Source organism: Xanthomonas bromi, assembly GCF_900092025.1.
Lineage (GTDB): Bacteria > Pseudomonadota > Gammaproteobacteria > Xanthomonadales > Xanthomonadaceae > Xanthomonas > Xanthomonas bromi.
This window is the reverse complement of the sequence record NZ_FLTX01000008.1, coordinates 167,432-194,034: the sequence shown is the minus strand read 5'-3', so window position 1 is coordinate 194,034 and position 26,603 is coordinate 167,432. Positions and strand designations below refer to the sequence as shown.

General features: G+C 64.2%; 22 protein-coding genes. 2 read left to right on the top strand and 20 right to left on the bottom strand.

From position 1 onward, the window contains the following. Positions 1-593 precede the first annotated feature (593 nt). From XBLMG947_RS03490 to XBLMG947_RS03440, 12 genes are all read right to left on the bottom strand, one after another. Positions 594-2,363, bottom strand: a complete 1,770-nt coding sequence (locus XBLMG947_RS03490; RefSeq protein WP_065466400.1) for a BatD family protein — start codon at positions 2,361-2,363, stop codon at positions 594-596. After that, positions 2,360-4,177: a VWA domain-containing protein gene (locus XBLMG947_RS03485; RefSeq protein WP_065466399.1), complete on the bottom strand. Its 1,818-nt coding sequence runs from the start codon at positions 4,175-4,177 to the stop codon at positions 2,360-2,362. Before XBLMG947_RS03485 ends, XBLMG947_RS03490 begins: the two co-directional genes overlap by 4 nt. Then, on the bottom strand, positions 4,174-5,181 hold the full coding sequence (locus tag XBLMG947_RS03480; protein WP_065466398.1) for a vWA domain-containing protein: 1,008 nt from the start codon (positions 5,179-5,181) through the stop codon (positions 4,174-4,176). The genes XBLMG947_RS03485 and XBLMG947_RS03480 overlap by 4 nt, the downstream gene beginning before the upstream one ends. Beyond that, the gene (locus XBLMG947_RS03475) at positions 5,178-5,639 is read right to left on the bottom strand and encodes a DUF4381 domain-containing protein (RefSeq protein WP_065466397.1); all 462 of its coding nucleotides are present in this window, start codon (positions 5,637-5,639) and stop codon (positions 5,178-5,180) included. Before XBLMG947_RS03475 ends, XBLMG947_RS03480 begins: the two co-directional genes overlap by 4 nt. Positions 5,640-5,641: 2 nt before the next feature. Continuing rightward, entirely contained in the window at positions 5,642-6,604 is a 963-nt protein-coding gene (locus tag XBLMG947_RS03470; protein ID WP_065466396.1) for a DUF58 domain-containing protein, read from the bottom strand. A gap of 20 nt (positions 6,605-6,624) precedes the next feature. After that, entirely contained in the window at positions 6,625-7,644 is a 1,020-nt protein-coding gene (locus XBLMG947_RS03465) for an AAA family ATPase (RefSeq protein ID WP_065466395.1), read from the bottom strand. A gap of 203 nt (positions 7,645-7,847) precedes the next feature. After that, on the bottom strand, positions 7,848-8,480 hold the full coding sequence (locus tag XBLMG947_RS22435; RefSeq protein WP_139074351.1) for a hypothetical protein: 633 nt from the start codon (positions 8,478-8,480) through the stop codon (positions 7,848-7,850). Between the two features lie 151 nt (positions 8,481-8,631). Next, the gene (locus XBLMG947_RS03460; protein ID WP_065466394.1) at positions 8,632-10,593 is read right to left on the bottom strand and encodes a type IV pilus secretin PilQ; all 1,962 of its coding nucleotides are present in this window, start codon (positions 10,591-10,593) and stop codon (positions 8,632-8,634) included. A gap of 19 nt (positions 10,594-10,612) precedes the next feature. Then, positions 10,613-11,146, bottom strand: a complete 534-nt coding sequence (locus XBLMG947_RS03455) for a pilus assembly protein PilP (RefSeq protein ID WP_065466393.1) — start codon at positions 11,144-11,146, stop codon at positions 10,613-10,615. Continuing rightward, positions 11,143-11,808 (bottom strand): type IV pilus inner membrane component PilO, encoded by a 666-nt coding sequence (locus tag XBLMG947_RS03450; RefSeq protein WP_065466392.1) that lies wholly within the window; start codon positions 11,806-11,808, stop codon positions 11,143-11,145. Before XBLMG947_RS03450 ends, XBLMG947_RS03455 begins: the two co-directional genes overlap by 4 nt. After that, positions 11,805-12,590 (bottom strand): PilN domain-containing protein, encoded by a 786-nt coding sequence (locus tag XBLMG947_RS03445; protein ID WP_065466391.1) that lies wholly within the window; start codon positions 12,588-12,590, stop codon positions 11,805-11,807. The genes XBLMG947_RS03450 and XBLMG947_RS03445 overlap by 4 nt, the downstream gene beginning before the upstream one ends. Then, entirely contained in the window at positions 12,590-13,648 is a 1,059-nt protein-coding gene (locus XBLMG947_RS03440; RefSeq protein WP_065466390.1) for a pilus assembly protein PilM, read from the bottom strand. Before XBLMG947_RS03440 ends, XBLMG947_RS03445 begins: the two co-directional genes overlap by 1 nt. Positions 13,649-13,863: 215 nt before the next feature. Here XBLMG947_RS03440 and XBLMG947_RS03435 point away from each other — a divergent pair, with 215 nt between their 5' ends. Together XBLMG947_RS03435 and XBLMG947_RS03430 are read left to right on the top strand one after the other, a co-directional pair. Further along, a complete protein-coding gene (locus tag XBLMG947_RS03435) occupies positions 13,864-16,290 on the top strand; it encodes a penicillin-binding protein 1A (RefSeq protein WP_065466389.1) in 2,427 nt (808 codons plus the stop codon). Between the two features lie 345 nt (positions 16,291-16,635). Beyond that, positions 16,636-17,286, top strand: coding sequence for a hypothetical protein (locus tag XBLMG947_RS03430; RefSeq protein WP_065466388.1), 651 nt, complete (start codon positions 16,636-16,638; stop codon positions 17,284-17,286). A 250-nt stretch (positions 17,287-17,536) separates the two neighbouring features. On the opposite strand, the gene XBLMG947_RS03425 is transcribed toward XBLMG947_RS03430, so the two are convergent. The 8 genes from XBLMG947_RS03425 to gmk form a co-directional block, all read right to left on the bottom strand. Beyond that, complete coding sequence (locus XBLMG947_RS03425) at positions 17,537-18,826, bottom strand: citrate synthase (RefSeq protein WP_065466387.1); 1,290 nt, start codon at positions 18,824-18,826, stop codon at positions 17,537-17,539. A gap of 227 nt (positions 18,827-19,053) precedes the next feature. Beyond that, positions 19,054-19,296 carry a type B 50S ribosomal protein L31 gene (locus XBLMG947_RS03420; protein WP_065466386.1) on the bottom strand — a complete coding sequence of 81 codons (243 nt, stop codon included), beginning with the start codon at positions 19,294-19,296 and terminating at the stop codon, positions 19,054-19,056. Positions 19,297-19,367: 71 nt separating this feature from the next. After that, complete coding sequence (locus XBLMG947_RS03415; RefSeq protein WP_065466385.1) at positions 19,368-20,306, bottom strand: nucleoside hydrolase; 939 nt, start codon at positions 20,304-20,306, stop codon at positions 19,368-19,370. 138 nt (positions 20,307-20,444) lie between these two features. Continuing rightward, on the bottom strand, positions 20,445-22,598 hold the full coding sequence (gene recG / locus XBLMG947_RS03410) for an ATP-dependent DNA helicase RecG (protein WP_065466384.1): 2,154 nt from the start codon (positions 22,596-22,598) through the stop codon (positions 20,445-20,447). Between the two features lie 20 nt (positions 22,599-22,618). After that, positions 22,619-22,999: a RidA family protein gene (locus XBLMG947_RS03405; protein WP_065466383.1), complete on the bottom strand. Its 381-nt coding sequence runs from the start codon at positions 22,997-22,999 to the stop codon at positions 22,619-22,621. 79 nt (positions 23,000-23,078) lie between these two features. Then, positions 23,079-25,250, bottom strand: a complete 2,172-nt coding sequence (locus XBLMG947_RS03400; protein WP_065466382.1) for a RelA/SpoT family protein — start codon at positions 25,248-25,250, stop codon at positions 23,079-23,081. 126 nt (positions 25,251-25,376) lie between these two features. Then, entirely contained in the window at positions 25,377-25,676 is a 300-nt protein-coding gene (rpoZ, locus tag XBLMG947_RS03395) for a DNA-directed RNA polymerase subunit omega (RefSeq protein ID WP_002812428.1), read from the bottom strand. A 310-nt stretch (positions 25,677-25,986) separates the two neighbouring features. After that, positions 25,987-26,598 (bottom strand): guanylate kinase, encoded by a 612-nt coding sequence (gene gmk / locus XBLMG947_RS03390; protein WP_065466381.1) that lies wholly within the window; start codon positions 26,596-26,598, stop codon positions 25,987-25,989. Positions 26,599-26,603: the final 5 nt, after the last annotated feature.

The window sequence follows — 26,603 nt, the reverse complement described above, 5'->3', positions numbered from 1 at the left end:
GGCGGTAGGGACACCGCGCCATGACGTTGGTCGGTGCTTGCTTGAAAGCGCTGATCGCGGCGCGCGCGCTGACTTGCCGATGCAAACGTCAGCATTCGCATCAGACAGACGTTGGTGCAAAAGTGAGAGGTGTCGCCAGCGAGCACCATGGATCGCAGAGCGACGTGGTGCATTGCTCGCCCATCCGCACCGACCGACACGACTGGCCCTTGCCCGCTCACCGTCGCGGGACCTTTGGCGGCATGGATGCCGCCAAGGAGCCTTCAGGGACGTACTTGCGGCGCGTCCCGCGATGGTGGGCGGGCAAGGGCCCTGCAGCCAAATGGCAGCCGCCAACGCCTTGCCCTCGGCAACACGGCAGATATCCCGAATCAAGCGCGGCCAACAAAACCCACAAAGCGTAGCGAGCAGTTGCCAGATGGATGTGGCGAGGCGCCAAGAACCGAAGCGCACGAGTAGGAAGCAAGTTTCGAACGCCAGCCACGCCCGCCTGGCGACCGCATAGACCTTGTTAGCCGATCCAAGAGCTACAGCGATGCACAAGGAAGCTCCGCTTCTCGACCCTCAGTCAATTGCCGATGCCGCGCAGGCGATCAGCGCGCAGGCGGATACAACGGCGCCAGCACCTCAGGTTCTGCAGCGCTCGCGTCCCGCCAGCGTGGCCCCTTGGCGAAGGCCTCGCGCAGTGCCGACCGCGCACCCGCCACATCGCCATCGCCGCCCCAGCGGGCGCGCTGCATTCGCGCCACTGCAGCGCGTTGGGCAGGATCTGCCAGCGCTGCCAACACGCTGTCGATATCGCCCACGCCGGCCATGCCGCACAGCACGGTGGCCACATCGTCCATGCCACCGCTGTCGAGCGCGCGGCGCAACTCGGTCACGCCGTGGGTCGCGCGCCTGCCCATCGCTGGCACAGCGCTGCCATTGCCGTCGTTCCCGCCTGATGTCGCGCGCGGAGCATGACGCCGACGCATCGCTGCCCACACCAGCGTGGCAATCCATAAAATCGCAAACCCCATCGCCGCCGCGATCCAGCCCCACGGCGGTCGGGCCGGCGATGGTGGTTGCAGGGTGAGCGTGCGATCGGTCGTCGGCGTCGATTGATTTGGCGCCGGGTTCGCAGCCGGTGACGGCGCGGGTGTCGCAAAAGCACCGCTCCCCGCCGCGACATTCAGCGTCAGATCGGGCAGTGAAGCGGTCTTGGCTGCAGCTGCAGCCACATCCCACCATGCCACCTGCAACCCAGGGACCACCAACGGACCGGCGCGGTTGGGGACGATCGAATAGCGTCGGATCAATCGCAGCTGCGGCGAGCCATCCACGAAGCGTTCTTCGAACTGCGGCGGCTCGGCGAAGACCTGCGCGTCGGGCACGCTGGGCGTCGGCAATTCGGGAAACTGCGCCTGGGTGGCGCCGCGCGCGCTGGCTTCCACCACGAATTGCGCCGCCTCACCGGCGGTCGCCCGCTGCGGCGTGCTGGTGTAGCGCAACTGCAGGCTGCGCAATGGCAGCCACGGCTGCGGCGCGTTGGCCGGTTGCGCGCGCACCTGCAGCGGAATGCTGGCACTGCGCGCACTCAGCTCACCGTTGCCGCGCCCGAAGTAATCGTCGAAAAACCCACCCACCGAACGCCCGTTGAAACGGGCCGGCGGCAGCAACAGACGGCCGCTACGCTCGGGCACCAACAGATAGCGCCGCTCCACCACGTGGTACTGGCGTCCGTTGAGTACCTTGACCGAGCTGACGTCGTCGCCGACGCGCTGCATCGATGCACCATCCGGGGCCTCAAGATCCAGCTCACCCGATGCCAGCTGATTGGCGTAGTACAACCGCACCACCACGCCCACACTTTGCTGCACGTAAGGCTGCGGGTCGTCCACCTGCGTCTGGACGAAGACGTCTTCATTATCCTGCGCCTCGCTTGGTCCACTGGCAGCGGCGCTGCCGTTACCACCACTGCGATTGCCGTTGCTCATCGGATCGTTCGCCGACGCCACCACCTGCAAGCGCAGCGGTTCGGTGCGCTCATTGCCCACGCGTATTGCCGGCACGATCAGTTCGCCACTCTTGCGCGGCGTCAGCACCACGCCGAACAGCGCGCGCACCGTCACCGAACCATTGGTCACCTGCATCTGCTGATTGGCGCTCTTGGCGCCCAGCGAGAAGTCGGTGCGCAGCGGCGAGTAGTCCGGGTCGACGCCGCGCTGGTCGGTTTCGATATTCAACATCGCCACGTCGCCGGCAGTGACGCTGTCGCGATCCAGCCACGCGCGCGTGACCGCACCCGCCGGCGCGCACGCCAACAGTGCCACGCTGGCCAGCATGCCGATTGCCGCGCGACGCAAGTGGTATCTGCCGATCATCGTCCGTCCCGTTGCCTACGTTCGTATTCCAGCCGGAATTTGGTGCGCAGCAGACTGCCCGGATCGTCCGGCACCCGCCGCAACCACGCGTCCACCGCTTGGCGTTGCTCGCGCTGCTCCGGCGTCTCGCTGGCGGCTGCGGCCTCCTGCTTGCCGTTTGCCTCCGCCTGCTTGTCGCCCGCCTGCGCCATGGCCTGTTGCATCTTGCGACGCTGCGCCTCATCCGCCTGCTGCTGTGCCTTGGCATCGGCAGACTGCGGTGGCGTGTCCTGCTTGCGTTGCTCGCCCTGCCCGTTCTTGGACTGCGCATCTTGCGACTTGCCGTCCTGCGGCCTCTGCACATCAGAGGGCTGGGTCTTGCCGTCCTGCTGTTTCTGCTCGTCCTGGCCGGATTTGCTGTTCTGCTGATTCTGGCCCGACTGCTGTTGCCCGTTCCCATTCTGAGCAGATTGTTTCTGGTCCTTGGACTGGCCTTTGCCATTCTTGTTGTTCCGCGGCTGCCGCTTGCGCGCCGCATCGACCGCCGCGCGATTGGCGATGGCGTCCTGCTGATTGGGATGGTGTTTGAGCGCACGATCGTAGGCCTGTATCGCCGCGTCGTACTGGCCCTGTCGTGCCAGTGCGTTACCGAGGTTATACAGGCCTTCATCGGTTGGCACCGCTTCGAACGCCTTCTGCGCCGCGGCAAAATCGCCCTTGCGATACGCCTGCACGCCGGCATCCAGGCGCTGTTGTTGCACCTGATCGGCACGCTGCCACAAGCTGCCATCGGCCGCGTGGGCAGTCTGCGCCAGCGGCAGCACGCACAACATTGCCAGCACTGCCACGACCGCACGGCGGCGAAACGCCAGCAAGGCAAACAGCATCACCGGCAGCACCAGCCAATAGCCGTCGTCGAGCCAGGTCTTGCCGCCATCGGACTCTGCGGTTTCATCTGCCAGTGGCTGCTGCGACGGATCGAGCACACCCAAGGCGCGCAGATCTCCATCGTCCGGCGCGATGCGCGCATACCGTCCACCGCCCTGCCCGGCCAGGTCGCGCAGACTGCTTTCGTCGAGCCTGGCCTGCGCAATCTCGCCGCTGGCCGTGCGATACGCCACGCCACGCTCGCCGCCCACGCCGAGCGCAGAGACGGTAAAGCCGCGCGAACGCGCCGTCCGCGCGGCACTTTCGGCGGAACGATCCGCGCTATCGCTGACGAGCAGAATTTCGCCCTGCTTGAACCCGGCCTGCTGCAATAGCTGAGCGGCCGCATCGATAGCGCGGTCGACACGCTTACCGTCGACCGGCATCACCGACGGCGACAGCGCATCCAGAAACAAGGCCACATTGGCGCTGTCTTCGGTCAATGGCGCAACCGTAAAGCTCTCGTCCGCATAGACCAGTAAGGCAACCTCGCCACCCGCGCGTTTGCGCAGCAGCGTCGCCAGCTTGGCACGCGCCTGCAGCAGGCGCGATGGCGGCAAGTCGGTTGCGTTGGCACTGGACGACAGATCCAGCACCACCACCAACGGCATGCTGGAGTGATACACCGGGCGCTCGGTCTGGCGCCAACTCGGCCCGCTCATCGCGACTACTGCAAGCGTGTAGGTCAGCGCAGCCAGCACGAAGCCCCGCCATCCACGCCGCCCCCCGGAGACCAGTAATTTCGACAGCAGATGCGCATCCACGCTTTGCCGCCAGACATCGGCATCGCGCCGACGCCAGTGCCACAGTGCCGCCGCCGGCAAGATCGCCAGCAGCGCCCACAACAACATGGGACGCAACAGATGCAAGGCCTGCAGCGACGCGGCCAACTCGGTCAGCGCATTCATCGCCACCTCCGCGGCAGCACATAGGCCAGCAGCGCAATGACGATGGCCGCGCCCAATGGCCAGTAGTAACGCTCAACCCGCGGCTGCATCGAAGGCCCGAGCCCCTTGACCGGTTCCAGCCGATCCAGCTCGGCATAGATACCGGCGAGTTCTTCCGTGTCGCGGGCGCGGAAGAAGCGCCCACCGGTCTGCTGGGCAATCTTGCGCAGCCCGTCTTCATCGATATCGTCGTTGCCACCGGCCGGAATCGGCACCCCGAACAAGGAGTAACCGCCACTGCCACCGAACGCGATGGTGTGTACGCGCACGCCTTCGGCCTTGGCGAGTTCCGCGGCTTTCAACGGATTGAGCACGCCAGCGGTGTTGACGCCATCGGTGAGCAATACCACCACGCGCTGGCCCTGCTTCTGTTCGCGCAGCCGCTTGACCGACAGCGCAATCGCATCGCCAATCGCCGTTTCGCGCCCGGCCAAGCCCACCACGCTATCGCGCAACTGATCGCGCACGGAGGTCAGATCCGAGGTCAACGGCGTCAGCGCATACGCGCGTTGGCCGAACACCAGCAGGCCGACGCGGTCGCCGTCGCGCCGATCCAGAAAGTCCGACAGCACGGCCTTGGCGGCCGTGAGGCGATCCACCACCTTGCCGCCAAGCACCATGTCCGGCTCGCTCATGCTGCCGGAAAGATCTACCGCCAGCATCATCTGACGCGCCTCGCGCGGCGGCTGGATCACTTCGCCCAGCTGCTGCGGACGCGTGAGCGCGGCACACAACAAAAACCAACCCAGCCACGCCAACCAACGCGGCATCCGCAACGTCGGCGCGCTTTTCGCCTGCGCCACCGCCTGCAACTGCTCCGCATACGGCACGCGCAGTGCAGCCGCATCGGCGCGCCGTTGCGGCCAGAACCACATCAGCAACGGCAACGGCATCAACCACCATGCCCACGGCCAGGCGCAATGCGCCAACGCATCCTGCCATTGGGACCATTGCAACCAGTTCATCGCTTGCCCCGCATCAGCGCCACAAAGCGCTGCCGCGCCAGCGCTTCTACCGCAGGCAGATCGCCCACTGCGGGCGCGCGTTGAAAGCCGCCTTCCAGCACGGCTCGACCGGGGCCTTGCGAAAATACGTGGTCCTTGCTCTTGCGACCGTCCAGAAACTGCAACCAGGCATCGCCCTGCAGACGATCGGCCTGCGGATCGACGCGGCGCGCCGCACGCCGCAACAGCGCCGACACTGCCGCCAGGCGCTGCGCCGGCGTAGTGGCGCGCTGCAATTCCGCATCGAAAGCAGCCAACCAGCGACGCTCCCGCTGACGACGGCGCCACCACCAGAGCCAAGCGCTGCCCACCACCAGCACGATGACCGCGATCACCAGCCACCAGCCTGGCGCCAGCGGCCACCACGACGGCGACGGCGGAAGATGGACATCGCGCAGCGGCAGCGATTGCGCCGACATCGTCAACGACTCCGCACGGTGGGGCTGCCGCCCAACCAGGCATCGCTGGCATCGTCGGTGGACAGTCGATGCAAGCGCACGCCGCGTGCCTGCAAGAGCGCGCTCAACCGATCCAGTGGCGCGACAAATTCAGCCTGCCAGCGTGCACGCCCAGCCTGCGTGGACAGATCGATCGCGATGCGCGCGCCACGCACGTCGAAGGTGAGTGCACCTGCCGGTGGCGCCAGTTCCAGCGGATCGACCAGCACGATCACCACCACCTCGTGATGCAGGGCCAACCCCGACCAGCGCGCGGCAGAAATACCGCCGGCGCTGCGCGCATCGGCAAGCACGGTCAGGCGCGCACCGGGCCGGAGCAAGCGCGCAGCATGATCCAGCGCCACATCCAGCCCCGCATCGCCGGACGGCGGCTGCGCATACCAACGCGCCAAGGCATCCAACACCGGCAACACGCCACGCGGCCCAGACCGCGGCGCAATCGGCGCTTCGCTGGCGGTGCCGCGCAAGGCCGCGATGCGGTCGCCCTGTCGCTGTGCCAGCCACGCGGCGACCGCCCCGGCGCGGGCTGCCTGTACCGACTTGTAGCGCACGCGCGTGCCGAAGAAGAGCGCAGGCGAGGTATCGGCCACGATCAGACTCAAGCGCTCGCGTTCGGCCTGAAACAACTTGGTATGTGCCCGTCCGGTACGCGCTGTCACGCGCCAATCGATATGCCGCGCATCGTCGCCAGCCACGTACTCACGCGACTCGGCGTATTCCATGCCGCGCCCGCGCGTGGCGGCAGGCACCGGCCCCGCCAAACCATGCCGGCCGCGTCCCGGTTGACCGCGAGGGACTGCGGTGCCGCGCAGCGCAATCAGTTCCGCGAGCGTTGGGCGCAGACCATCGCCAGCGACAGGCGACGGGGGGAGTGCAGGGGACGAGAACGGCATCGAAGACATCGGCGTCTGGCGAGAGGACGGCATACCTCAGCGACGCTACCCGATCAGGGCAGCGGAATCTTTTCGAGCAATGCGGCAACCAGGCGTTCACCATCCCAACCTTCGGCTGTGGCCTCGTAGCTGGGCAGCACGCGGTGCCGCAGCACGTCCGGGGCAATGGCGCGGATATCGTCCGGCGTCACGTAGTCGCGCCCGGCAAGCCACGCGCGTGCACGTGCGCAGCGCTCTAATGAAATTGAGCCACGCGGGCTGGCGCCCCAGGCGATCCGCCGCGCCAAGGCCGGGTCATACCGCTTGGCATCGCGCGAGGCGAGCACGATTTCGATCAAATAGCGCTCCAGCTGCGGGGCCAGATGCACGTCCAGCACCACGCGCCGCGCCGCGAACACGTCTTCCAGCGGAATCTTGTCGGGAACGGTCTCGTGTTTTTCCAGCGTATCGCGGGCCGCCTCACGTGCCAGGCGCAGGATTTCCGCCTCGGCGTCGGCCTGCGGATAGCCGATGCGCACATGCATCAGGAAGCGATCCAACTGCGCTTCGGGCAACGGGAACGTGCCCTCCTGCTCGATCGGGTTTTGCGTTGCCATCACCAGGAACAGCTGCGGCAGCGCATAGGTGTGTCGGCCCACCGTGACCTGCCGTTCGCCCATCGCCTCTAGCAAGGCCGACTGCACTTTGGCCGGCGCACGGTTGATCTCGTCGGCCAGGAGAATGGGATGGAAGATCGGCCCGGGCATGAACTCGAACCGGCTGTCCTGCGGCCGCCAGATCTCGGTACCGGTCAGATCGGCCGGCAGGAGGTCAGGAGTGAATTGCACCCGCGCAAAATCCGCCTCCAGCCGCGAAGCCAGTGCACGGATGGCGGTGGTCTTGGCCAAGCCAGGCGCACCCTCGACCAGCAAATGGCCATCGGCGAGCAAGGCAATCAGCAGCCGTTCGACCAGCGCTGACTGACCAACGATGCGCTGCGCCAGCGACTCGCGCAGCAAGGTGAATTGACGATGCAGCCGGTCCTCGGCGGGCGCGGCAACGGCTTCAGGGGGTAGCAGCGGCGGTGCGTTCATAGGTCCAGTGTGACCGATTCGAATGCGATTGGTTCACTGCGGGGCATCTGGATGTTCAGCGAGTGACACACTTTCGTAGTGATGGCTGTTTAACGACCAGCATCCGGCGGGCACTCTCACACACCCGGGATGGCAATCATTCTGGAGAGAGTACGCAAGCTCCTTTTTTGCTGTCTCCAACCCATATCACTAAAGCGCGTTTATCAGGGACAAGCCTGGCTCACCAGCGCAGAGCAAGACAATCCACCGCCATTTGCTGAATACTGTCCGCCGCGAGCAAGGGCCACAGTTCCAGCGCCGCTGGTTGGAATCGACTGACCTGGAGTCAACTGCCCGGTATATCCCGGCCCCTGAATCCCACATGTCGCTCCAGTTACACTGCCTGAAGCCTGAGTGCACTCAACAATTGCTGCAGACTTTATTGGCGCCAATCCACGGAAGGAGCTGCCATCTCTGGATGAGGCGAGAATCGTCTGTTCCGGCGAGCACGTGGTGTCATCGATTCTCGCTATACATGTCAGACTCCCACCGGCAGCCGCATAGGTCCCATCGCAGCCGAGAACAACATTACCTGGTCCGGTAGTACCTATCGACTCTCCTTCCGATACGACGCCATTCCATCCAGGCGCCTGTATATTGCAACGCGTACCACCTTCTCCTCCACCAATTGCCTGGATACAGGTAATCAACGACAACGTTGTAGTAGATGCAGTACCCTGAATAACTTGCCCGTTGCGGGCTGTTGCGGTAATGGCAGTAGAGGCAACTACGGTATCAGAAAAAAGAATAATAACAGCGAGGATAAAATAAATAATAAAATTCGATTTATTTTCCATAGTTCACTCCTATCTATGGATTCAGTTAAAACCACTCGCTGCAAAAATTTACTTTATTACTAAAGCCAGAGTGCTTACCTGCGAGCTTAGCAGTTAAGCAGTCCGACACAAGAAACCGCTGTCCGCGGTTCTTGTGCCATGCATAGGAGCCTCAGGGCGTGGCGCTAGCCACCCGCAAAACCTTTGGCGTCACGAACACCAAGAGTTCAGCCTTCTCCTTGCTGCGTCCGCGCTTTTTAAACAAATTGCCCAGAAACGGTATGTCGCCCAGGAAAGGCACCTTTGAGACGCTCTCGCGATCAGTGAATTCGTAGACGCCGCCGATCACCACGGTCTCACCATCTCCTACTAGGACAGCGGTATTGATCTCACGACGATTGATTTCAGGGACGGTGCCATACAACGGCAAATTAATTAGCCGTGCAACCTCGTCCTTCTTGACGTTCATGTTAAGAAATACCCGGTTGTCATTGGTAATTGTTGGCGTAACTTTGAGTTCAAGCAGCACTTCCTTAAACTGTACGTTGGCCTGAGATCCTCCACCTGCACCAGCGCCGCTTATGGTCACATAGCCAATTTCTCGGCCCTGTTTGATTACGCCCTCTCGCTGATTCGCGGTAACTATACGGGGGTTCGACACGACTTCACCACGCCCCTCTTCCTGCATTGCCGATAGCTCAATATCCAGATTAAAGTTCGAGCCCAGCAAAGTATAGGCTAGACCGCCAGGCGTGCTATTGGTAAATCCGCCACCCGCACCTAGATTTATGTTCAATCCAGACGGAAAAAGAAACGCCGGCAAAGTATTACTCGTTCCAGGCGTAGTGGCAGTGCGAGTGCTGTTGATTTCGTTGTTGCGCTGCGCCAGCGTATTCTTGTAATTGGTATTACTTTCCAGCGAGCCACTCAGGATACCTCGCCCCGTCGCTCCGGAAATACCAAACCGCGCACCCAAATCACGCGCAAACGTATCGGTCGCAATGACAATCCGGCTCTCGATCAATACCTGATCCACCGGGCGGTCAATATGCGAAATCAGCTCGCGCATTTGCGCGACCTTCTTCGGAATATCGCTGATCATCAATGTATTGGTGCGTTCGTCGGCAACAATCCGACCGCGTGGCGAAAGGAAACCATTGTCCTGCTGCCCCGCCCCCCCCTGTCCGCCCTGCCCACCGCCACCGCCACCACCAATTCCCTTGGCTTCCGTCAGCGCTTTGAAGATCACCGCCGCATTGTGGTAATTGATCTGCACATAGTCGGTGATCAAGTCCTCACGGTTCTCGATCGCGATGCGGGCGTCTTCCTTGTCCTGCTCGAACTTGGCCAATTCCGGCTGCGGGGCCACCCACACCACGCCGCCATCACGGCGCTTGTCCAGTCCCTTGGCCCGCAGCACGATGTCCAGCGCCTGGTCCCACGGCACGTTCATCAGGCGCAGCGTGACGTTGCCCTGCACGGTGTCGGAGGCGACGATGTTGAGGTTGGATTCCTCGGCGATCAGCTGCAGCACGGTGCGCACCGGCACGTCCTGGAAGTTGAACGTCACCGGGCGGCCACTGTAGCCACGCGCCGCGATCTGCGCGGCCGCCTGGGTCACCGCCGCCGGGCTCACACCGCCCACGGCCGGCTGGCCCTTGCGCGGGGTGATCTCGACCACGTATTCGTTGCCGGTCTGGTAGGCCAGCGAGTCGAAGGCGCCCTTGGTCGACAGCACCAGCTGCGAACCGGAGCCGGACGGCTTCACTTCCACGCGCTGCACCGGCGTGGCGAAGTCGGTGACGTTAAGCGGGCGCTGCAGCTCCGGCGGCAACTTGGCGTTGCTGATGTCCACCAGCACCTTGTCGCCCTGCGTCCGCAGGTCCGGGCTTGCACCCTGGCCGTCGAACTGCAGGATCAACCGGCCAGCGCCGTCTTCGCCGCGCTTGAAGTCGATTTTGGAGACCGCCAGGCTCGTCGGAGCGACCTTGGCCGGATCCTGCGCGGGCTGAGTCAGCTCCGCCGCTGCGAACGCGCTGCCGCTCGCCAGTACCAGCGCGAACCCCAACGCGCAGGCCTGGAAGATCGCGTGGCGTCGTACCGGACGCAGCCGCCGGGCATTGGAAAACGTCATCGTGCTATCCCCTATCACTTTATTGATCATCCAATGCGAGTGAGGCCGGCCGTTCAAGCCATCCACCCGCACCGTCCGGCACAAGTTCAATCAGCTCGATGCGGTCTTCGTAGACCCCGGTCACCCGGCCATCGCTCTGTCCCAGATAAACACCCGGCCGCACCCGGTAGGTCACCTTGTCAGGCGCCATCACCAGGGCGATCAGGCCCGAGCCGCCGCCAATGGTCCCCACCATGTCGAGGGCGTCCAGCGGAAAGGCTTCCAACGGTTCCTTGCGCCGGTTCGGATCCGGACGTGTGCCGTTACCACCTTCCGCACTAACCCAGGCATCGCTGAACGGGTCGCGCATCGCCTGGGCTGCATATTCGAATGTCTCGAATTGCTGCATCACCGGCAATGGCTCCAGCGGCGGCGCAGGACGCGCACGCACTTCGGCCACCCAGGCTTCCAGATTCGGCGCATCGCCCGGCGTGCTGGTCACACCGCGCGTGCACGCCGGCAATACTGCAATTAACGCCACGCAGGACAGGATCTTGAGCAATTTCATGGTCATTGGCCGCCCTTCTTCGCAGCGTTGGCCGCCGCCTTTTCCTGCTCGGCCATTTCCTCATCGTCCAGATAACGATAGGTCTTGACCGTGCCGGACAGCTCCAGTGCGCCGCGTGGGCCGATGCCTGCCTTGGGATCCTTGGGCTTGAGATTGATGTCGTGCATGGTCAGGATCACCACGCGCGGCAGCGAGGCCACGCCACTGACGAAGGCACCGAACTGGTGGTAGCTGCCCACCATGCGCAAGGCGATCGGCTTTTCGGCGTAGAACTCTCTCGGCGATTCCGGGCCCGGCTGGAACAGCTCGTTAGAGAGCCCGCTGGACAACGCGGTCTGCGAGATGTCGATGATCAGGTCGGGCATCTCGGTCTTGCTGGGCAGCTGGCGCAGCATCTGCTGCAGCACCTGTTCCATCTGCGCGAGCTGCTGCTTGAGCGGCTCCAGATTCACCGCGCGCCCCTGCTGGGTCTCGAACTCGGTGCGCAGCTGGGTTTCGGTACCTTCTAGGCCTTCGAGTTCATCGCGCTTGCTGCTGATCAACAGGAACCAGGCCAGCACCATGATGAACAGGCCGACCACCACGCAGAACACGATGCGTGCCTGCTGTGGCCAACCGCCGATGTTGTTGAAGTCCAGATCGCTGAGCTTGAATGATTTCTTACTCATGACGCCGCCCCCTCCTGCGGCCGATTGGCGGCCGCCGGCGCGGCCTGCGGTGCTGTCGCAGGTGCGCTCGGCGGCGTTGCAGGCCCAGGCGCCGCTGCCGGAGCAGCAGGCGTCGTCCCAGCCGGCGTGGCACCCGGTGCAGCGGTGCCCGGCGCGGCCGGATCAACCACCGCGGGCGCGGCGCCGTTCTTGTCGGCCTCGTTCGGGTTGGCCAGCTTGACCTTCAACGTGAACACATAAGGCAATGCCTTGGTATCCATCGATGAGGCCGCGGGCTGGCCGGCCGCCTTGTCCTGGCTCTTGGCCTCGATGATCGACAGGTCCGGATTGGTCATCCAGCCCGAGCCTTCCAGGTTGCGCATGTACGCACTGACGCGCGCATTGGACTGCGAGCGACCCTCCAGGGTCAGGATGTCGCCGTCCTGCTTGATGTTGGTCAGCGCCACGCCATCGGGAATGGTGCGCACCAGCGAATCGAACAGATGCACCATCTGCGAGCGGTTGGCCTGCAGTTCCTCGATGACCTTCTTGCGCGCAAGCAGGCGGTCCTTCTTCTTGTCGAGTTCCTTGATCTCTTCGTTCTGCGCCTTGACCTTGTCGATCTCGGTGGTCAGAAACGCATTACGCTCGGTCTGGCCGCTGATCTGCGCGTCGTAGTAGAACCAGATCAATGCCGACAACAGCACGCCGCCCAGCGCGGCGAAGCCCAGCATCGAATAGAACTCACGCTCGCGCGCCTTCCGGCGCTCGGCGCGCCAGGGCAATAGATTGATTCTTGCCATCAGTCAAAGCTCCTCAGGGCCAGGCCGGTGGCGATCATCAATGCAGGCGCATCCAGCGCCAGCGCGTGGGCCTGAACCTTCGGACCCAGCGTCATTTGCGCGAGCGGGTTGGCGACCACGGTGGTCACGCCCAGCTGCTCTTCCACCATTTCAGGCAGGCGCGACAGCGCGGCGCAGCCGCCGGCGAGCACGATGCAGTCCACGCGATTGAATTCGCTGCCCGCATAGAAGAACTGCAGCAAACGGCTGATCTGCTGCACCGTCGCTTCCTTGAACGGCTCCAGCACTTCGACCTCATAGCTTTCCGGCAACCCGCCCTGACGCTTCGCCAGGCCGGCTTCTTCGTAGGTCAGGCCATAGCGGCGCATCACTTCGTCGGTGAGCTGCTTGCCGCCGAAGACCTGTTCGCGGCTGTACAGGCTACGACCGGAGCGCAGCACGCTCAGCGTGGTCATGGTTGCGCCGATATCGACCAGCGCCACCACCGCATCGGCAGCGACGGGGAGTTCGCTCGCAACCAGGGCAAAAGCGTTTTCGACCGCGAAGGCCTCCACGTCCATGACCTTGGCGGTCAAACCGCCCAGCTCCAGCGCCGACTGGCGCAGTTCGACGTTTTCCGAGCGCGAGGCGGCCAGCAGCACCTGGACCATGTCCGGGTTGTTGGGCATCGGGCCGATCACCTCGAAATCGAGATTCACTTCCTCGATCGGGTACGGGATGTAATTGGTGGCTTCCAGTTCGACCTGGGCCTCCATGTCGCTATCGTCCAGATCGGCCGGCATCGGGATCAACTTGGTGATCACCGCCGACCCAGCCACGGCAGCTGCCGCGTTCTTGGCCTTGCTGCCGGAACGATTGATGGCGCGGCGAATGGCTTCGCCCACCGCTTCGACCTCGACAATATTCTTTTCCACCACCGCGTTCGGCGGCAGTGGTTCCACCGCGTAATGTTCCACGCGAAAACGGTTCCCGCTGCGCGACAGCTGCAAGAGCTTCACGGCAGTGGAACTGATGTCGACACCAATCAGTGGCGACTGACTCTTGGGTAAAAGCCCCACGGTAACTCCCCTGCCGACGGGCACTTGGACGCATGTCTGCGCCCTCGTATTAACAATCAAATCTTAACAGTTGACAAGCCCTTCACGCGCCAGGCAATGCCCCCGCGACCGTGACCCCAGTGCCGTCGTCTGCGATCCCCAGAGTTCGGCCCCAGCCAAACTCGGCGTCATCTATACTCTGCGACCAAGAAATCTGCAATCGGAATCTCTCTTACATGCCCCGTATTCGCCGTTGGCTGGGCTGGATCCTGGCCACGCTCGTTGTGCTCGCACTGCTCGGCGCTATTGCTGCCGGCGGCCTGTATTACGCCATTTCCTCGAAGTTGCCGGACGTGCAGTCGCTCAAGCAAGTCGAGCTGCAGGAGCCGATGTACGTCTACTCCAGCGACGGGCGCCTGATGGCCGTCTATGGAGAGACCCGGCGCTACCCCATCCAGATGAAGGATGTGCCGCTGCGCTTGAAGCAGGCCTTCCTGGCCACCGAGGACGCGCGCTTCTACGAGCACGGGGGCGTGGACTACAAGGGCATCGCCCGCGCGGTGTGGTTACTGACCACCACCGACGCCAAGCGCGTGCCGGGTGGCTCGACCATCACCCAGCAGGTGGCGCGACAGTTCTTCCTCAGCTCCGAATACAGCTACACCCGCAAGCTGGCGGAGATCCTGCTGGCACGCAAGATCGAAAGTGAGCTGAGCAAGGACGAGATCTTCGAGCTGTATCTCAACAAGAGTTTCTTCGGCAACCGCGCCTACGGCGTCGGCGCCGCTGCCGAGTACTACTACGGCAAGAAGATGAGCGAATTGAGCCTGGACGAGATGGCGTCGCTGGCCGGCATCCCCAAATTCCCGTCCAGCGGCAACCCGATCAGCAACCCCGAGCGCGCGCGCGAACGTCGCGACTATTACGTGCTGCAGCGCATGGCCGACCTGGGCTTCGTGACCCAGGCAGAATCCGATGCCGCCAAGGCGGTACCGATGCATGCCAAGCCGCACGAGCCGCCGGTGGAGGTGTACGCCCCGTACGTGGCCGAGCTGGTGCGCCAGGAGATGATCGCCAAGTACGGCGGCGACGTGCTCAACAAGGGCTACCACGTCACCACGACCATCGATTCGACCTTGCAGACCGGTGCGGATGCGGCGATCGCCGACGGCTTGCGCGTTTACGATCATCGCCATGGCTGGCATGGCGTAGAGCAGCACTTCGACGTGGCCGCCGATGCGGATGCGCCTGCACTGGCCAAGCACCTGGCGGGTGCGTTCGTCCAGGGTGGCCTGCGTGCGGTGATCGTGGCGCGCACCAATCCCGATGGCGGAGTCACGGTCGTGCAAAACGACAAGACCGAACTGACCCTGCCGGCCAGCGCCAGCAGCTGGACCGGCAAGACACCGGCCAAGCTGTTGACCCGCGGCGACCTGACCCGTATCCGCAGCGGCGAAAAGGAAGGCGAGTGGATCATCGATCAGCTGCCGCGCGGCCAGGCGGCCCTGGTCTCGCTGGATGCCAACAGCGGCGCGTTGCGCGCGCTGGTCGGCGGCTTCAGCTTTGCCGGCAACAAGTTCAACCGCGCCACCCAGGCACGGCGCCAGCCCGGCTCCAGCTTCAAGCCGTTCGTGTATGCCGCCGCCTTCGAAAAGGGATTCAACCCGGCCTCGATCGTGTTGGATGCGCCAGTGGTGTTCCGCGACCGGCGCGGCAAGACGTGGTCGCCGCAGAACGATGGTGGCGGCTTCCGCGGGCCGATGCGCCTGCGCGAGGCACTGGTGCAGTCACGCAACCTGGTCTCGGTGCGTCTGCTGGACGCGATCGGCGTCGATTTCGCACGCAAATACATCAGCCAGTTCGGCTTCCAGGAAGCCGAGTTGCCGCCCAACCTGTCGATGTCGCTGGGCACCGCGTCGCTGACGCCATTGTCGATGGCACGTGGGTACGCGGTGTTCGCCAATGGCGGCTCGCGCGTTGACACCTGGATCGTGGATGAGGTCAAGGACCGTGACGGCAATACCGTGTTCAAGGAAGTGCCGGCGGTGGCCTGCCGCACCTGCGCGCTGCAAGGCGGCAATGCGGCGCCCGTGAGCCAGGTCGTGGATGGCTTCAACTTCGGCGCGCAGGCACCGGAGACGCCTCCCGCGACCCCAGCCATAGCCACCCCGGCACCGGCGCAGACCGCACCTGCGGCGGCCGCGGAAACCAAGATCGCCCCACGCGTCATCGACGGGCGCACTGCCTACCAGTTGGTCTCGATGATGCGAGACGTGGTCCAGCGCGGTACCGGTACTGCGGCCAAGGTCCTCGGCCGCGAGGATGTGGGCGGCAAGACCGGCTCGACCAACGATCACCGCGATGCCTGGTTCTCCGGTTTCGGCGGCCCCTATACCACCACCGTGTGGGTGGGTCGCGACGACTTCCGCTCGCTCGGTTATCGCGAGTACGGCGGCAAGGCCGCCCTGCCGATCTGGATCGACTACATGCGCGTAGCGCTCAAGGACAAGCCGATCGCTGCCAATGACCCGCCGGAAGGCATGACCCAGGCCACCATCAATGGCGCGGTCGAATGGGTAAAGAACGAAGATCTGGATCGCCTGCAGGATTACGACTACGGCCAGCAGCAACAGCAGGACGAAAAGGCGTTTGATATTTTCTGATGGCGGGGGATCCGGGAATCGGGAATCGTGACGGCGCGGCTGTCCGGTTCCCCACCACGCGTAGCGACCGATTGGAACGGCGCTGACTGGTGTCAGGGTGGTGGATAGCGGACCGAACCGGATAGTTGGTCTTCATTTCTGCCGATTCCGGCAACAGCTCCCTGTCCACTGCATGACGCCACGCCAGTGCCGCTGATGCAGCGGCGGTCTGTGTGCGCCGCCTGCACGAAACACGGCAATCGATTACCGCTACGTGATCGCTTGTTTGCAATGGCATGACGCATTCGCCATGTCTTCATGCAGCTGATGTAGAGTCCAGATCAGGTTCATCAGGGGAGCCCGGTCATGCATCACGCACGCGCGCACGCCGATACACGAACCCGGGAACGTCGCCATCGCCTGGCGCACGAGGCCGCACGCTTGATGGCCGAAGGCGGCATCCGCGATTTCCATCAAGCCAAGCTCAAGGCCGCCAGCCGGCTCGGCATTCACGACGACGCCTCATTGCCACGCAATCGCGAGATCGAGGATGCGTTGCGCGAATACCAGCGCCTGTTTGCCGGACCTGCACACGGCGCGCGCCTGCGCCAACGGCGCGAAGCCGCACTGCGGGCGCTGGAGTTTCTCAGTGCCTTCAAGCCGCGACTGACCGGCCCGGTACTGGAAGGCACCGCCGATGCAAATTCGCCAGTGCACTTGCAGTTGCACAGCGACGATGTGGATGCGGTGCAGCGGTTTCTGGAAGAGCACCGCATTCCGGCCGAATCGCGGACGCGACGATTGCATCTGGATCGCGAACGCAATGGCGAATTTCCGGTGTGGCTGTTCAGCGCCGAAGACCTCACCTTCGACCTCACCGTGCTGCCCTACGACGCGTTGCGGCAGGCACCGCTATCGCAGCTGGACGAGAAGCCGATGCCGCGTGCATCGGCGGCCCAGGTACGACAGTTGTTGAGCGACGACGCCAGCCCGGACCTGCCACAGCTACTGCGCTGAGTCGCGCTCATTGCGCCGCCGAGCCTGCGAGCGCGGAGACCTGGACACATGCGCTTCGGCGCGCCGATGTCGCTGCGGCAGCGCCCGTTGATATGAGCGTAGACACGACGGGACCAAGCCATCCGCCACCGATCCTCGATAGCTGATAGCTGCATCACGCTCAACTGGAAGATCGATCACACCTGCAGCCACACCAAATGCAAACGCCCCGCAGTGCGGGGCGTTCGTTCAAGCATCTGCCAGGTGGCGCTTAGCGCTGTCCGGCGTCTTTGTAATCGCGCTTGTCGTAACCGGTGTAGATCTGGCGCGGACGGCCGATCTTCATTTCCGGGTCGACCTGCTGTTCCAGCCAATGCGATACCCAACCGGCGGTGCGGGCGATGGCGAACATCACGGTGAACATTTCCACCGGGATATTCAGCGCCTTGTAGATCAGGCCCGAGTAGAAGTCGACGTTCGGGTACAGCTTGCGCTGCACGAAGTAGTCGTCCTTCAGCGCAGCCTCTTCCAGCTTCAGCGCCACTTCCAGCAGCGGGTCGTTGACGCCCAGCTCGCCCAGCACCTTGTGGGTCATCTCGCGGATGATCTTGGCGCGGGGGTCGAAGTTCTTGTAGACGCGGTGACCGAAGCCCATCAGGCGGAACGAGGAGTTCTTGTCCTTGGCCTTGGCCACGGCCGACTCGACGTTATCGGCAGTGCCGATTTCTTCGAGCATCTTCAGCACCGCTTCGTTGGCGCCGCCGTGTGCCGGGCCCCACAGTGCGGTGATGCCGGCGGCAACCGACGCATACGGGTTGGCACCGGTCGAACCGACCAGACGCACGGTCGAGGTCGAGGCGTTCTGTTCGTGATCGGCGTGCAGGATGAACAACAGATCCAGCGCCTTGGCCACAACCGGGTTGATCTCCAGCGGCTCGCTCGGCACTTCGAACATCATGTGCAGGAAGCGATCGACGTAGTTCAGGTTGTTGCGCGGGTAGCGGATCGGCCAGCCGATCGAATAGCGGTACGCGGCAGCTGCCAGGGTCGGCACCTTGGCGATCAGACGGATGGCAGCCTGACGGCGCTGCTCCGGATCGTTGAGGTCCAGGGTGTCGTGGTAGAACGCCGACAGCGAGGCGACCGAGCCGGCCAGCATGGCCATCGGGTGCGCATCGTGGCGGAAACCGCCGAGGAAGTTCTTCAGCGACTCGTGCATCATGGTGTGATGCGTGACTTCGTGGTCGAACTTCTTGAATGCGTCCGCCGTCGGCAGTTCGCCGTTCATCAGCAGGTACGACACTTCCAGGAAGCTGGACTTCTCGGCCAGCTGCTCGATCGGATAGCCGCGGTACAACAGCACGCCGTTGTCGCCATCGATGTAGGTGATGGCCGACTTGCAACTGGCGGTGGCGGTGAAGCCCGAGTCGTAGGTGAACAGACCGGTTTCTTTGGTCAGCTTGGAAATATCGACGCAATCGTTGCCCAACGTGGGCTTGAGAACCGGCAGAACAACCGACTTGTCGCCGGCGTTGAGCGTGACCTGATCAAGATCGGACACTGTGTACGCTCCTTCAGTGGAAGGCGCCTGATCCCACATGGGCAGGCACATGATGGAAGTCCAAGGCCTCGCCTCGGATCACGTCATTATCGCACAGCAGCATTTTGGCCGTCGCTTGGACAGAAGTCGTAGATGCACAGCGCAGGGACGTGCGCAACGCAGCTGACGCCCCAAAAGACAACGGCCGCGCAATGCGCGGCCGGTGCCGGACAACCCGTCCTGCAAGTTCAGCGCGCGTAGCGCTTCTGGAACTTGTCGATACGGCCGCCGGTGTCGATCTTCTTCTGCTTGCCGGTATAGAACGAGTGCGATTCGGAAGAGATTTCCACCTTGATCAGCGGATATTCCTGGCCGTCTTCCCATTTCACCGTTTCTTTCGAACTCATGGTGGAACGGGTCAGGATCTTGAAATCGGACGTCACGTCTTGAAAGACGACCTCTTTGTAGCTGGGATGCACGTTATCTTTCATGGGCTTGGCGCCGGGCTGCCTGGATAAGCCTGTCATTATAGCGGCCTCCGTTCGCCCGGCGCAAGGTCGCCCTAGCCGGCTGCCAGGGCTGCCCCGACCAGCCCGTAGAACCGCTGGCGGTCGTACTCCAGCAGCAGATTGGCGTTGTCGGGCGCGCCGCCCTGCCGGTTCCAGTCCACCAGGGTCATGCCGCGGGTGTGGGTGCCGGCCAGTTCGACGTGCACCGGGCGCTGCTCCAACCGCTGGGCGCCGTCGGGGTGCAGGGCGAACGCCATCGCCAGCGCGTCGGCCGCATACCAGTACTCGCCGCGACTGTCTTCGGACCACAAGCGGGTCTTGCGTGAGATCTCCTCGTAGAAGCGGGCGCAGGCGGAATCGGCCGCCAACCATTGCCCCACGTCCCGGTGCAGTAGTCCGTGCGCAATGGTGGCTTCCCAGTCGGACACGTCGAAGTGCGGAAAACCACGGAACACGATGTGCGCGGCCTCCGGGTCGAAGCCGATGTTGAATTCGGCCGCAGCGGTGATGTTGCCGTGGCCGGTCAACGCCCCGCCCATCACCACCAGCCGCGCCACGCGCTGCGGCAGGGTCGGGTCCAGGGTCAGTGCCAGGGCAAGATTGGTCAGCGGGCCGAGCGCGACCAGCAGTAGCTTGCCGGCATGTTCGTGCGACAGACGCAGGATGGCGAGCGCAGCATGTTCGGCTTCGGCAGTGCGCTTGGCCGGTGCCAGCCCCACATCGCCGAAGCCGTCGATCCCGTGCACGTGCGCCGCGTCCACCGAGGGGTGTAGCAACGGCTGCGGGCAGCCGGCGTAGACCGGTACATCGGCGCGGCCGGCGATCTCGCAGACCTTCAAGGCGTTGTGCACGGTGTGTTCCAGGCCTACGTTACCGGCGGCGATGGTCAGGCCGACCACCTCATGGCGGCTGTCGTTGAAGGCCATCAGCAGCGCCAGCGCGTCGTCCACGCCCGGGTCGGTATCGATCAGCAGCGGAATTTTTTTTGTCATGGGATTGGAGCTTGGGCATTCGGGATTCGTTGCCGCATCTTCGCAAGGATCGGCGAGCCGCGCGAATCCCGGAGACGTCCAGGTTGCAGCAACCCCGCTTTGGCGAATCCCCAATCCCGACTCCCGATTCCCCGCCGCTCAAGCCGCCGCATACCGCACCGCGCCACCGATCCAGCGTGCGACGACACGGTCGGCGATCTCCGGCGCTTCGTCCAGCAGTCGCTCGGCCAGCACCTGCACGCGCGGCAGCAGGCCGGCGTCGCGGGCCAGGTCGGCGATGCGGAAACTGGCCAGACCGGTTTGCCGTGTGCCCAGCAATTCGCCAGGCCCGCGCAATTCCAGATCCTTTTCCGCGATCACGAAACCATCGTTGGTCTGACGCATGGTTTCCAGGCGCTGACGCGCCATCATCGACAGCGGCCCCTGGTAAAGCAGCACGCAACTGGATGCGGCTGCGCCGCGTCCGACCCGACCGCGCAACTGATGCAACTGGGCCAGGCCCAGCCGCTCGGCATTTTCGATGATCATCAGCGAGGCATTGGGCACATCCACGCCGACTTCGATCACGGTGGTGGCAACCAGCAGATCGCTGCGACCTTGCTTGAAGTCCAGCATGGCCTTCTGTTTTTCGGCCGGCTTCATGCGGCCGTGCACCAGCGCCACACGCACGCCCGGCAGTTGCGCCGACAAGGCTTCGAAAGTGACTTGCGCGGCCTGCGCTTCGATACGTGGCGGCCCGCTTTGCTGCCCTTGCGCGCCTTTCTCGGGCTCTTCGCTTTCTTCGATCAGCGTGCACACCCAATACGCCTGACGTCCCTCCGCGCAGGCGGCGCGGATGCGTTCGACCAACTCAGGGCGGCGCTCCGCGCTCAACACGATCGTCTGCACCGGCGTGCGACCGGGCGGCAGTTCGTCGATGGCCGACACATCCAGATCCGCGTAGGTCGACATCGCCAACGTGCGCGGGATGGGCGTGGCGGTCATCACCAGTTGATGCGGCACGCTGCCCGCCGCCGCGCCCTTGTCGCGTAGCGCAAGCCGCTGATGCACGCCGAAGCGGTGCTGCTCATCGATGATGGCCAAGGCCAGATCGTGGAAGACCACCGCCTCCTGCATCAGCGCATGCGTGCCGACCACCACCTGCGCCTGGCCGGAGGCGACCTCGGCCATCACGGCAGCGCGTGCCTTGCCGGTGACCTTGCCGGCGAGCCAGACGATGCGAACCCCCAACGGCTCCAGCCAGCTGCGCAGATTGTTGAGGTGCTGCTCGGCCAGCAACTCGGTGGGCGCAGCGAGTGCGACCTGTTTGCCCTGCTCCACCGCCAACATCGCCGCCAGCGCAGCGACCACAGTCTTGCCGCTGCCGACATCGCCCTGCACCAGTCGCAGCATCGGCGAGGGCTGTGCAAGATCGTGCGCAATCTGTTCAAACACGCGTTGCTGCGCACCGGTGAGCTGGAACGGCAGGGCGCTGCGCATCTGCTGCACCAACGTGCCATTGCCAGGCAGGCTGGGCGCGTGGAAACGCTGCAGCGCGATGCGTTGGCGGCGCAGGCTGAGTTGATGCGCCAGGAGTTCTTCGATCGCCAGCCGCTGCTGGGCCGGATGCCCACCGGCGAGCAATTGCTGCGGGTCGGTGCCGACCGGCGGGCGATGCATGGTCAGCAAGGCCGCGCGCAGCGATGGCAAGCGCTCGTCCTGCAGCCAGTGTGGCGGCAGCAGTTCCAGCGCAGCGTCGGGCGGCAGACGCTCCAGCGCCTGCCCGATCAATTTGCGCAGCGTGGCCGGGCCAACGCCTTCGAGCACCGGATAGACCGGATCCAGACTGTCGCCCAACCCGGCCTCTTCGCCCGGCGCGAGCACCCGGTAACTGGGGTGCACGATCTCCCAGCCATGCTGGCCGGGCTTGGGCGTGCCGAACACCCGCACGCGCGTGCCGACGGCGAACTGCGCCACCTGCGCCGCACGAAAATGAAAGAAGCGCAGCACCAGCGTGCCGTGCGACGCGTCCGACACTGCCACACGCAACACCGGCCGGAAGCGGAAGCCACGCTCCACCGCCTCCACGCGCCCTTCGATCTGCGCCGGCACGCCGCTCTGCAGCTGCGCGATGGTGGTCAAGCGGGTGCGGTCTTCGTAACGCAGTGGCAGATGCAACCACAGGTCCTGCACGCTCAGGATGCCGCGCGCGGCGAATTTGTCGGCCACTCTTGGGCCAACGCCAGGCAGGCTGGACAGCGGAGCCTGGCCGGCGACGGCCAGACTCGGCGTAACGGCGCGCGCGCGCGGCACGGCAGATCAGTCGCGCTGGATCACTCGAGCACCATCACCGCATCGACTTCGAAGCCAGCGTCCTTGGGCAGGCCGGACACTTCGATGGTGGAACGCGCGGGGAACGGGGCCTGAAAATACTCCTGCATCACCGCGTTGACGGCGGCGAACTGGCCCAGGTCGGTGAGATACAGGCCCAGACGCACGATCTTGTCGAGCGAGCCGCCAGCCGCTTCGGCCACCGCCTTGAGGTTGTCGAATGCACGCCGTGCCTGCGCACCGATGTCGCCCGGCACGATCTCGCCGGTGGCCGGGTCCAGCGGGATCTGCCCCGAGAAATACACGGTGTTGCCGGCACGCACGGCTTGCGAATACGGGCCGATGGCGGCGGGCGCCTGGTCGGTATGGATGATCTGGGACATGGAAACTCCACTGCAAAGGGTCGCAGCAGTTTAGGCCTTTGTGCGGGTTTGCTCGACTATTGTGCGAACGCGCCAGGCGCTACTGGCGACCGACGCTCTGCACCACGTGCAGACGCCGCAACCGGCGCATCACCTCGGCCAGATGGCGGCGGTCGCGCACCTGGATGTTGAAACGCAGCACGGCTGCATTGAAGTCGCGGTCCAGATAGTCCACGCGCTCGATGTTGGACTGGCTCTGCGCAATGGCTGCGGCCAGCTGCGCGAGCACGCCGGTGCGGTTTTCCACCTCGACGATCAGCGCAGTGTCGTAATCGCCACTGACGTTGGAATCCCAATCGATCGGCACCCAACGTTCGGGCGATTTGCGCAGCTCGGCCAGATTCGGGCAGTCCAGACGGTGCACCACGATGCCCTTGCCGGCCGTGTGATACCCCATGATCTCGTCGCCGGGAATCGGCTGGCAGCAGTTGGCAAAGCTGATGACGCCACGCTCGCTGCCGTCGATCAGGATCTTTTCGTGCGAATGCTTGGAAAGGCCGCCGCCACGCAATTCCGCGTAGGCCATCAGCGCCTGTGCGGCCTGATTGGGCATCCAGTTGCCGAGTGCCACATCGGCCAGCAGCGCTTCCAGACGCGGGTACCGGTGCTCGGCAAGGAAGGCGTCCAGGCGGCCTTTGGGCAGCCGCTCCAGCGAGGAGTCCATCGCTTCCAGCGCGCGGTCCAGCATGCGGTGCCCCAGCTGCACGGCATCTTCGTGCTCGAGTTGCTTGAGCTGGTGGCGAATCGCCGTGCGCGCCTTGCTGCTGACCACGAATTCCAACCACTGCGGTTTTGGCGTGGCCGAGCGCGCAGTGATGATCTCCACCGCCTGGCCGCTGACCAGTTTGGTGCGCAACGGCACCAGCTTCTTGTCAACGCGCGAGGCCACGGCGCGGTTGCCCACATCGGTGTGCACCGCGTAGGCGAAATCCAGCGCGGTGGAATTACGCGGCAACGCCAGGATCTTGCCCTTGGGCGTGAACAGATAGACCTCGTCCGGGAACAAATCGACCTTGACGTTGTCGAGGAATTCCAGCGAGGACCCGGCGGCACGCTGCGAATCGATCAGTTCCACGATCCAGTCGTGCGCGCGGCTCTGCGCGCTGTTGGGCGAGGCCGAGCCAACCTTGTAGGTCCAATGCGCCGCGACGCCGCGTTCGGCGATCAGGTCCATCTCTTCGGTGCGGACCTGCACTTCGATCGGCGAGCCATAGGGCCCGAATAACACGGTGTGCAGCGACTGGTAACCATTGGCCTTCGGGATCGCGATGAAATCGCGGAAGCGCCCGTCCAGCGGTTTGAAGCTGGCATGCACCGCACCGAGCGCGTGGTAGCAATCGGCCACTGTGCGCACCACCAGGCGGAACCCGAACACATCCATCACCTGGTCGAAGGATTTGCTCTCTTCGTGCATCTTGGAATAGATGCTCCAGGGCGTCTTGATGCGGCTGACCAGCCGATGCTCCAGCCCTTCCTTGGCCAGCCGCTGCGACAACTGCACTTCCACCTGCGCCATCGATTCGCGCCGCACCACCGGCTGGCTGCGGATATGTTTTTCGATGATGGCGTGGCGCCACGGAAACAGCGCGCGGAAACCCAGGTTCTGCAGTTCGGACTTGATCAGGCTCATGCCCAACCGCTGCGCGATGGGGGCGTAGATCTCCAGCGTCTCGCGGGCGATGCGGCCGCGCGCCTCGGTGCTCTGCGCGCCGAGCGTGCGCATGTTGTGCAGGCGGTCGGCCAGCTTGATCATGATCACGCGCAGATCGCGCGACATCGCCAGCAGCATCTTGCGGAAACTTTCTGCCGCTGCTTCCTGGCGGTCGCGGAACTTGAGCTTGTCCAGTTTGGTGACGCCATCGACCAGCTCGGCCACCGCTTCGCCGAACTCGGACGCCAGTTCTTCGCGCGTCAGCGGGGTGTCTTCGATGGTGTCGTGCAGGATCGCCGCGATCAGCGATTCCATGTCCAGGCCGAGTTCGGCGAGCACGCCGGCCACCGCCACCGGGTGCGTGATATACGGCTCGCCCGACTTGCGGGTCTGGCCGGCATGCGCGATGGCCCCCACTTCCCAGGCACGCCGCAGGATCGGCAGCTGTTCCTTGGGCAGGTAGCTGGCCGCGCGTTCGAGGTGCAGGACGTAGTCGGGGATGGCCTGGTCGGAAGACGGAGACGTCGCGACGGTCGCCTGGGCAGTAGGGCCTGGGTTCATAGCGGAAGACTATGCCAGCCGTGCAGTCACGGCAAACGTTTGCACACGCCAGCGTACTGGCGGCCCGCTAAACGAAAAAAGCCCGCGTCTAGGCGGGCTGTTCGGATCAATCGCCGCGCTGCGGAATCAATCGTCGTTCTTGGACATGTCTTCGTCGGCGACCACTTCGGCGGCAGCCCATTCCAGTGCTTCGCGCTCGGCACGCTCGCGTTCGGCCTTCTCGACTTCGTCGATCAGCGCGTTGTCGATCCGGCGTGCGGCGATCTCGCGCAGTGCCATCACGGTGGGCTTGTCGCTGGCATCGGCATTTTCGATCAGCGGCTGCACGCCATTGGCGAGCTGACGGGCGCGCTTGGAGGCCATCATGACCAGTTCAAAACGGTTGTTCACGACTTCCAGGCAATCTTCTACGGTAATGCGGGCCATGCGGGCTCCCGGCGACCGGCAACGGTCGCGCATCGAATGAGGGAAAGGGTGCGGAGTATACGCCGGCACCGCTGGCCGGGCAACCCGCAGCCGTTTAGTCCACTTTGAAATCAACAACTTGGGACACACCGACCCGCCCGCGCAGCCGTCCGGGTGCGCAGACTGCACCTTCACGTCCGGCCATCCGCCAGGCAGCCGCCGTTCCACGCGCTCTACCGCAGCGCAAGGCTTTATGGCTGACCTGCCGGGCATGGCACCGGACCAATGCAGCATTATCGGGCATCGCCGCCTACAGGCAGCCACTGCGGACTCAGTCCAGCAATGCCTGGATCAGGCCGGCATGTCGCTGCTGCTGCGCCTGCCGACGCAGCCGGCTGGCGGTGAAGATGGCGCACATCTCCGAGACAGCGGTCTCGAAGGTCTCGTTGATGATCACGTAATCGAACTCTTCGAAATGCAGCATTTCTTCGCGGGCGGCCGCCAGGCGTTGCGCCATCACGTCCTCGCTGTCCTGCCCGCGCTTGCGCATGCGCTCGTCCAGCGCCTGGCGCGAGGGCGGCAGGATGAACACGCTGACCGCGTCAGGCACTTTCTGGCGGACCTGGCGTGCGCCCTGCCAGTCGATCTCCAGCAGCACGTCGTGGCCGGCGGCCAGCTGCGGCTCCACCGACTGCCGCGCAGTGCCCTTCCAGTCGCCATGCACCAGCGCATATTCGAAGAAATCGCCGGCCTCGATCATGCGCTGGAACTCGTCGGCGGAGACGAAATGGTAGTGCTCGGCATGCCGCTCGCCCGGCCGCGGCGCACGCGAGGTGAACGAGATCGACAAGGCGATCTTCGGGTCGCGCGCCAGCGTGGCGTTGACGATGCTGCTCTTGCCGGCGCCCGAGGGGGCCGCAACGATATAGAGGGTGCCGCGCATTTTTA

Excerpts from the sequence above, each read along its gene's own strand:
- XBLMG947_RS03465 (WP_065466395.1), bottom strand. The coding sequence starts at position 7,644 with ATGAACGCACCGCCGCTGCTACCCCCTGAAGCCGTTGCCGCGCCCGCC.
- XBLMG947_RS03455 (WP_065466393.1), bottom strand. The coding sequence starts at position 11,146 with ATGACCATGAAATTGCTCAAGATCCTGTCCTGCGTGGCGTTAATTGCA.
- XBLMG947_RS22435 (WP_139074351.1), bottom strand. The coding sequence starts at position 8,480 with ATGGAAAATAAATCGAATTTTATTATTTATTTTATCCTCGCTGTTATT.
- XBLMG947_RS03430 (WP_065466388.1), top strand. The coding sequence starts at position 16,636 with ATGCATCACGCACGCGCGCACGCCGATACACGAACCCGGGAACGTCGC.
- XBLMG947_RS03450 (WP_065466392.1), bottom strand. The coding sequence starts at position 11,808 with ATGAGTAAGAAATCATTCAAGCTCAGCGATCTGGACTTCAACAACATC.
- XBLMG947_RS03445 (WP_065466391.1), bottom strand. The coding sequence starts at position 12,590 with ATGGCAAGAATCAATCTATTGCCCTGGCGCGCCGAGCGCCGGAAGGCG.
- XBLMG947_RS03460 (WP_065466394.1), bottom strand. The coding sequence starts at position 10,593 with ATGACGTTTTCCAATGCCCGGCGGCTGCGTCCGGTACGACGCCACGCG.
- XBLMG947_RS03485 (WP_065466399.1), bottom strand. The coding sequence starts at position 4,177 with ATGAATGCGCTGACCGAGTTGGCCGCGTCGCTGCAGGCCTTGCATCTG.
- XBLMG947_RS03420 (WP_065466386.1), bottom strand. The coding sequence starts at position 19,296 with ATGAAAGATAACGTGCATCCCAGCTACAAAGAGGTCGTCTTTCAAGAC.
- gmk (WP_065466381.1), bottom strand. The coding sequence starts at position 26,598 with ATGCGCGGCACCCTCTATATCGTTGCGGCCCCCTCGGGCGCCGGCAAG.
- XBLMG947_RS03415 (WP_065466385.1), bottom strand. The coding sequence starts at position 20,306 with ATGACAAAAAAAATTCCGCTGCTGATCGATACCGACCCGGGCGTGGAC.
- XBLMG947_RS03470 (WP_065466396.1), bottom strand. The coding sequence starts at position 6,604 with ATGCCGTCCTCTCGCCAGACGCCGATGTCTTCGATGCCGTTCTCGTCC.
- XBLMG947_RS03405 (WP_065466383.1), bottom strand. The coding sequence starts at position 22,999 with ATGTCCCAGATCATCCATACCGACCAGGCGCCCGCCGCCATCGGCCCG.
- XBLMG947_RS03475 (WP_065466397.1), bottom strand. The coding sequence starts at position 5,639 with ATGTCGGCGCAATCGCTGCCGCTGCGCGATGTCCATCTTCCGCCGTCG.
- XBLMG947_RS03480 (WP_065466398.1), bottom strand. The coding sequence starts at position 5,181 with ATGAACTGGTTGCAATGGTCCCAATGGCAGGATGCGTTGGCGCATTGC.
- XBLMG947_RS03435 (WP_065466389.1), top strand. The coding sequence starts at position 13,864 with ATGCCCCGTATTCGCCGTTGGCTGGGCTGGATCCTGGCCACGCTCGTT.
- rpoZ (WP_002812428.1), bottom strand. The coding sequence starts at position 25,676 with ATGGCCCGCATTACCGTAGAAGATTGCCTGGAAGTCGTGAACAACCGT.
- XBLMG947_RS03490 (WP_065466400.1), bottom strand. The coding sequence starts at position 2,363 with ATGATCGGCAGATACCACTTGCGTCGCGCGGCAATCGGCATGCTGGCC.
- XBLMG947_RS03400 (WP_065466382.1), bottom strand. The coding sequence starts at position 25,250 with ATGAACCCAGGCCCTACTGCCCAGGCGACCGTCGCGACGTCTCCGTCT.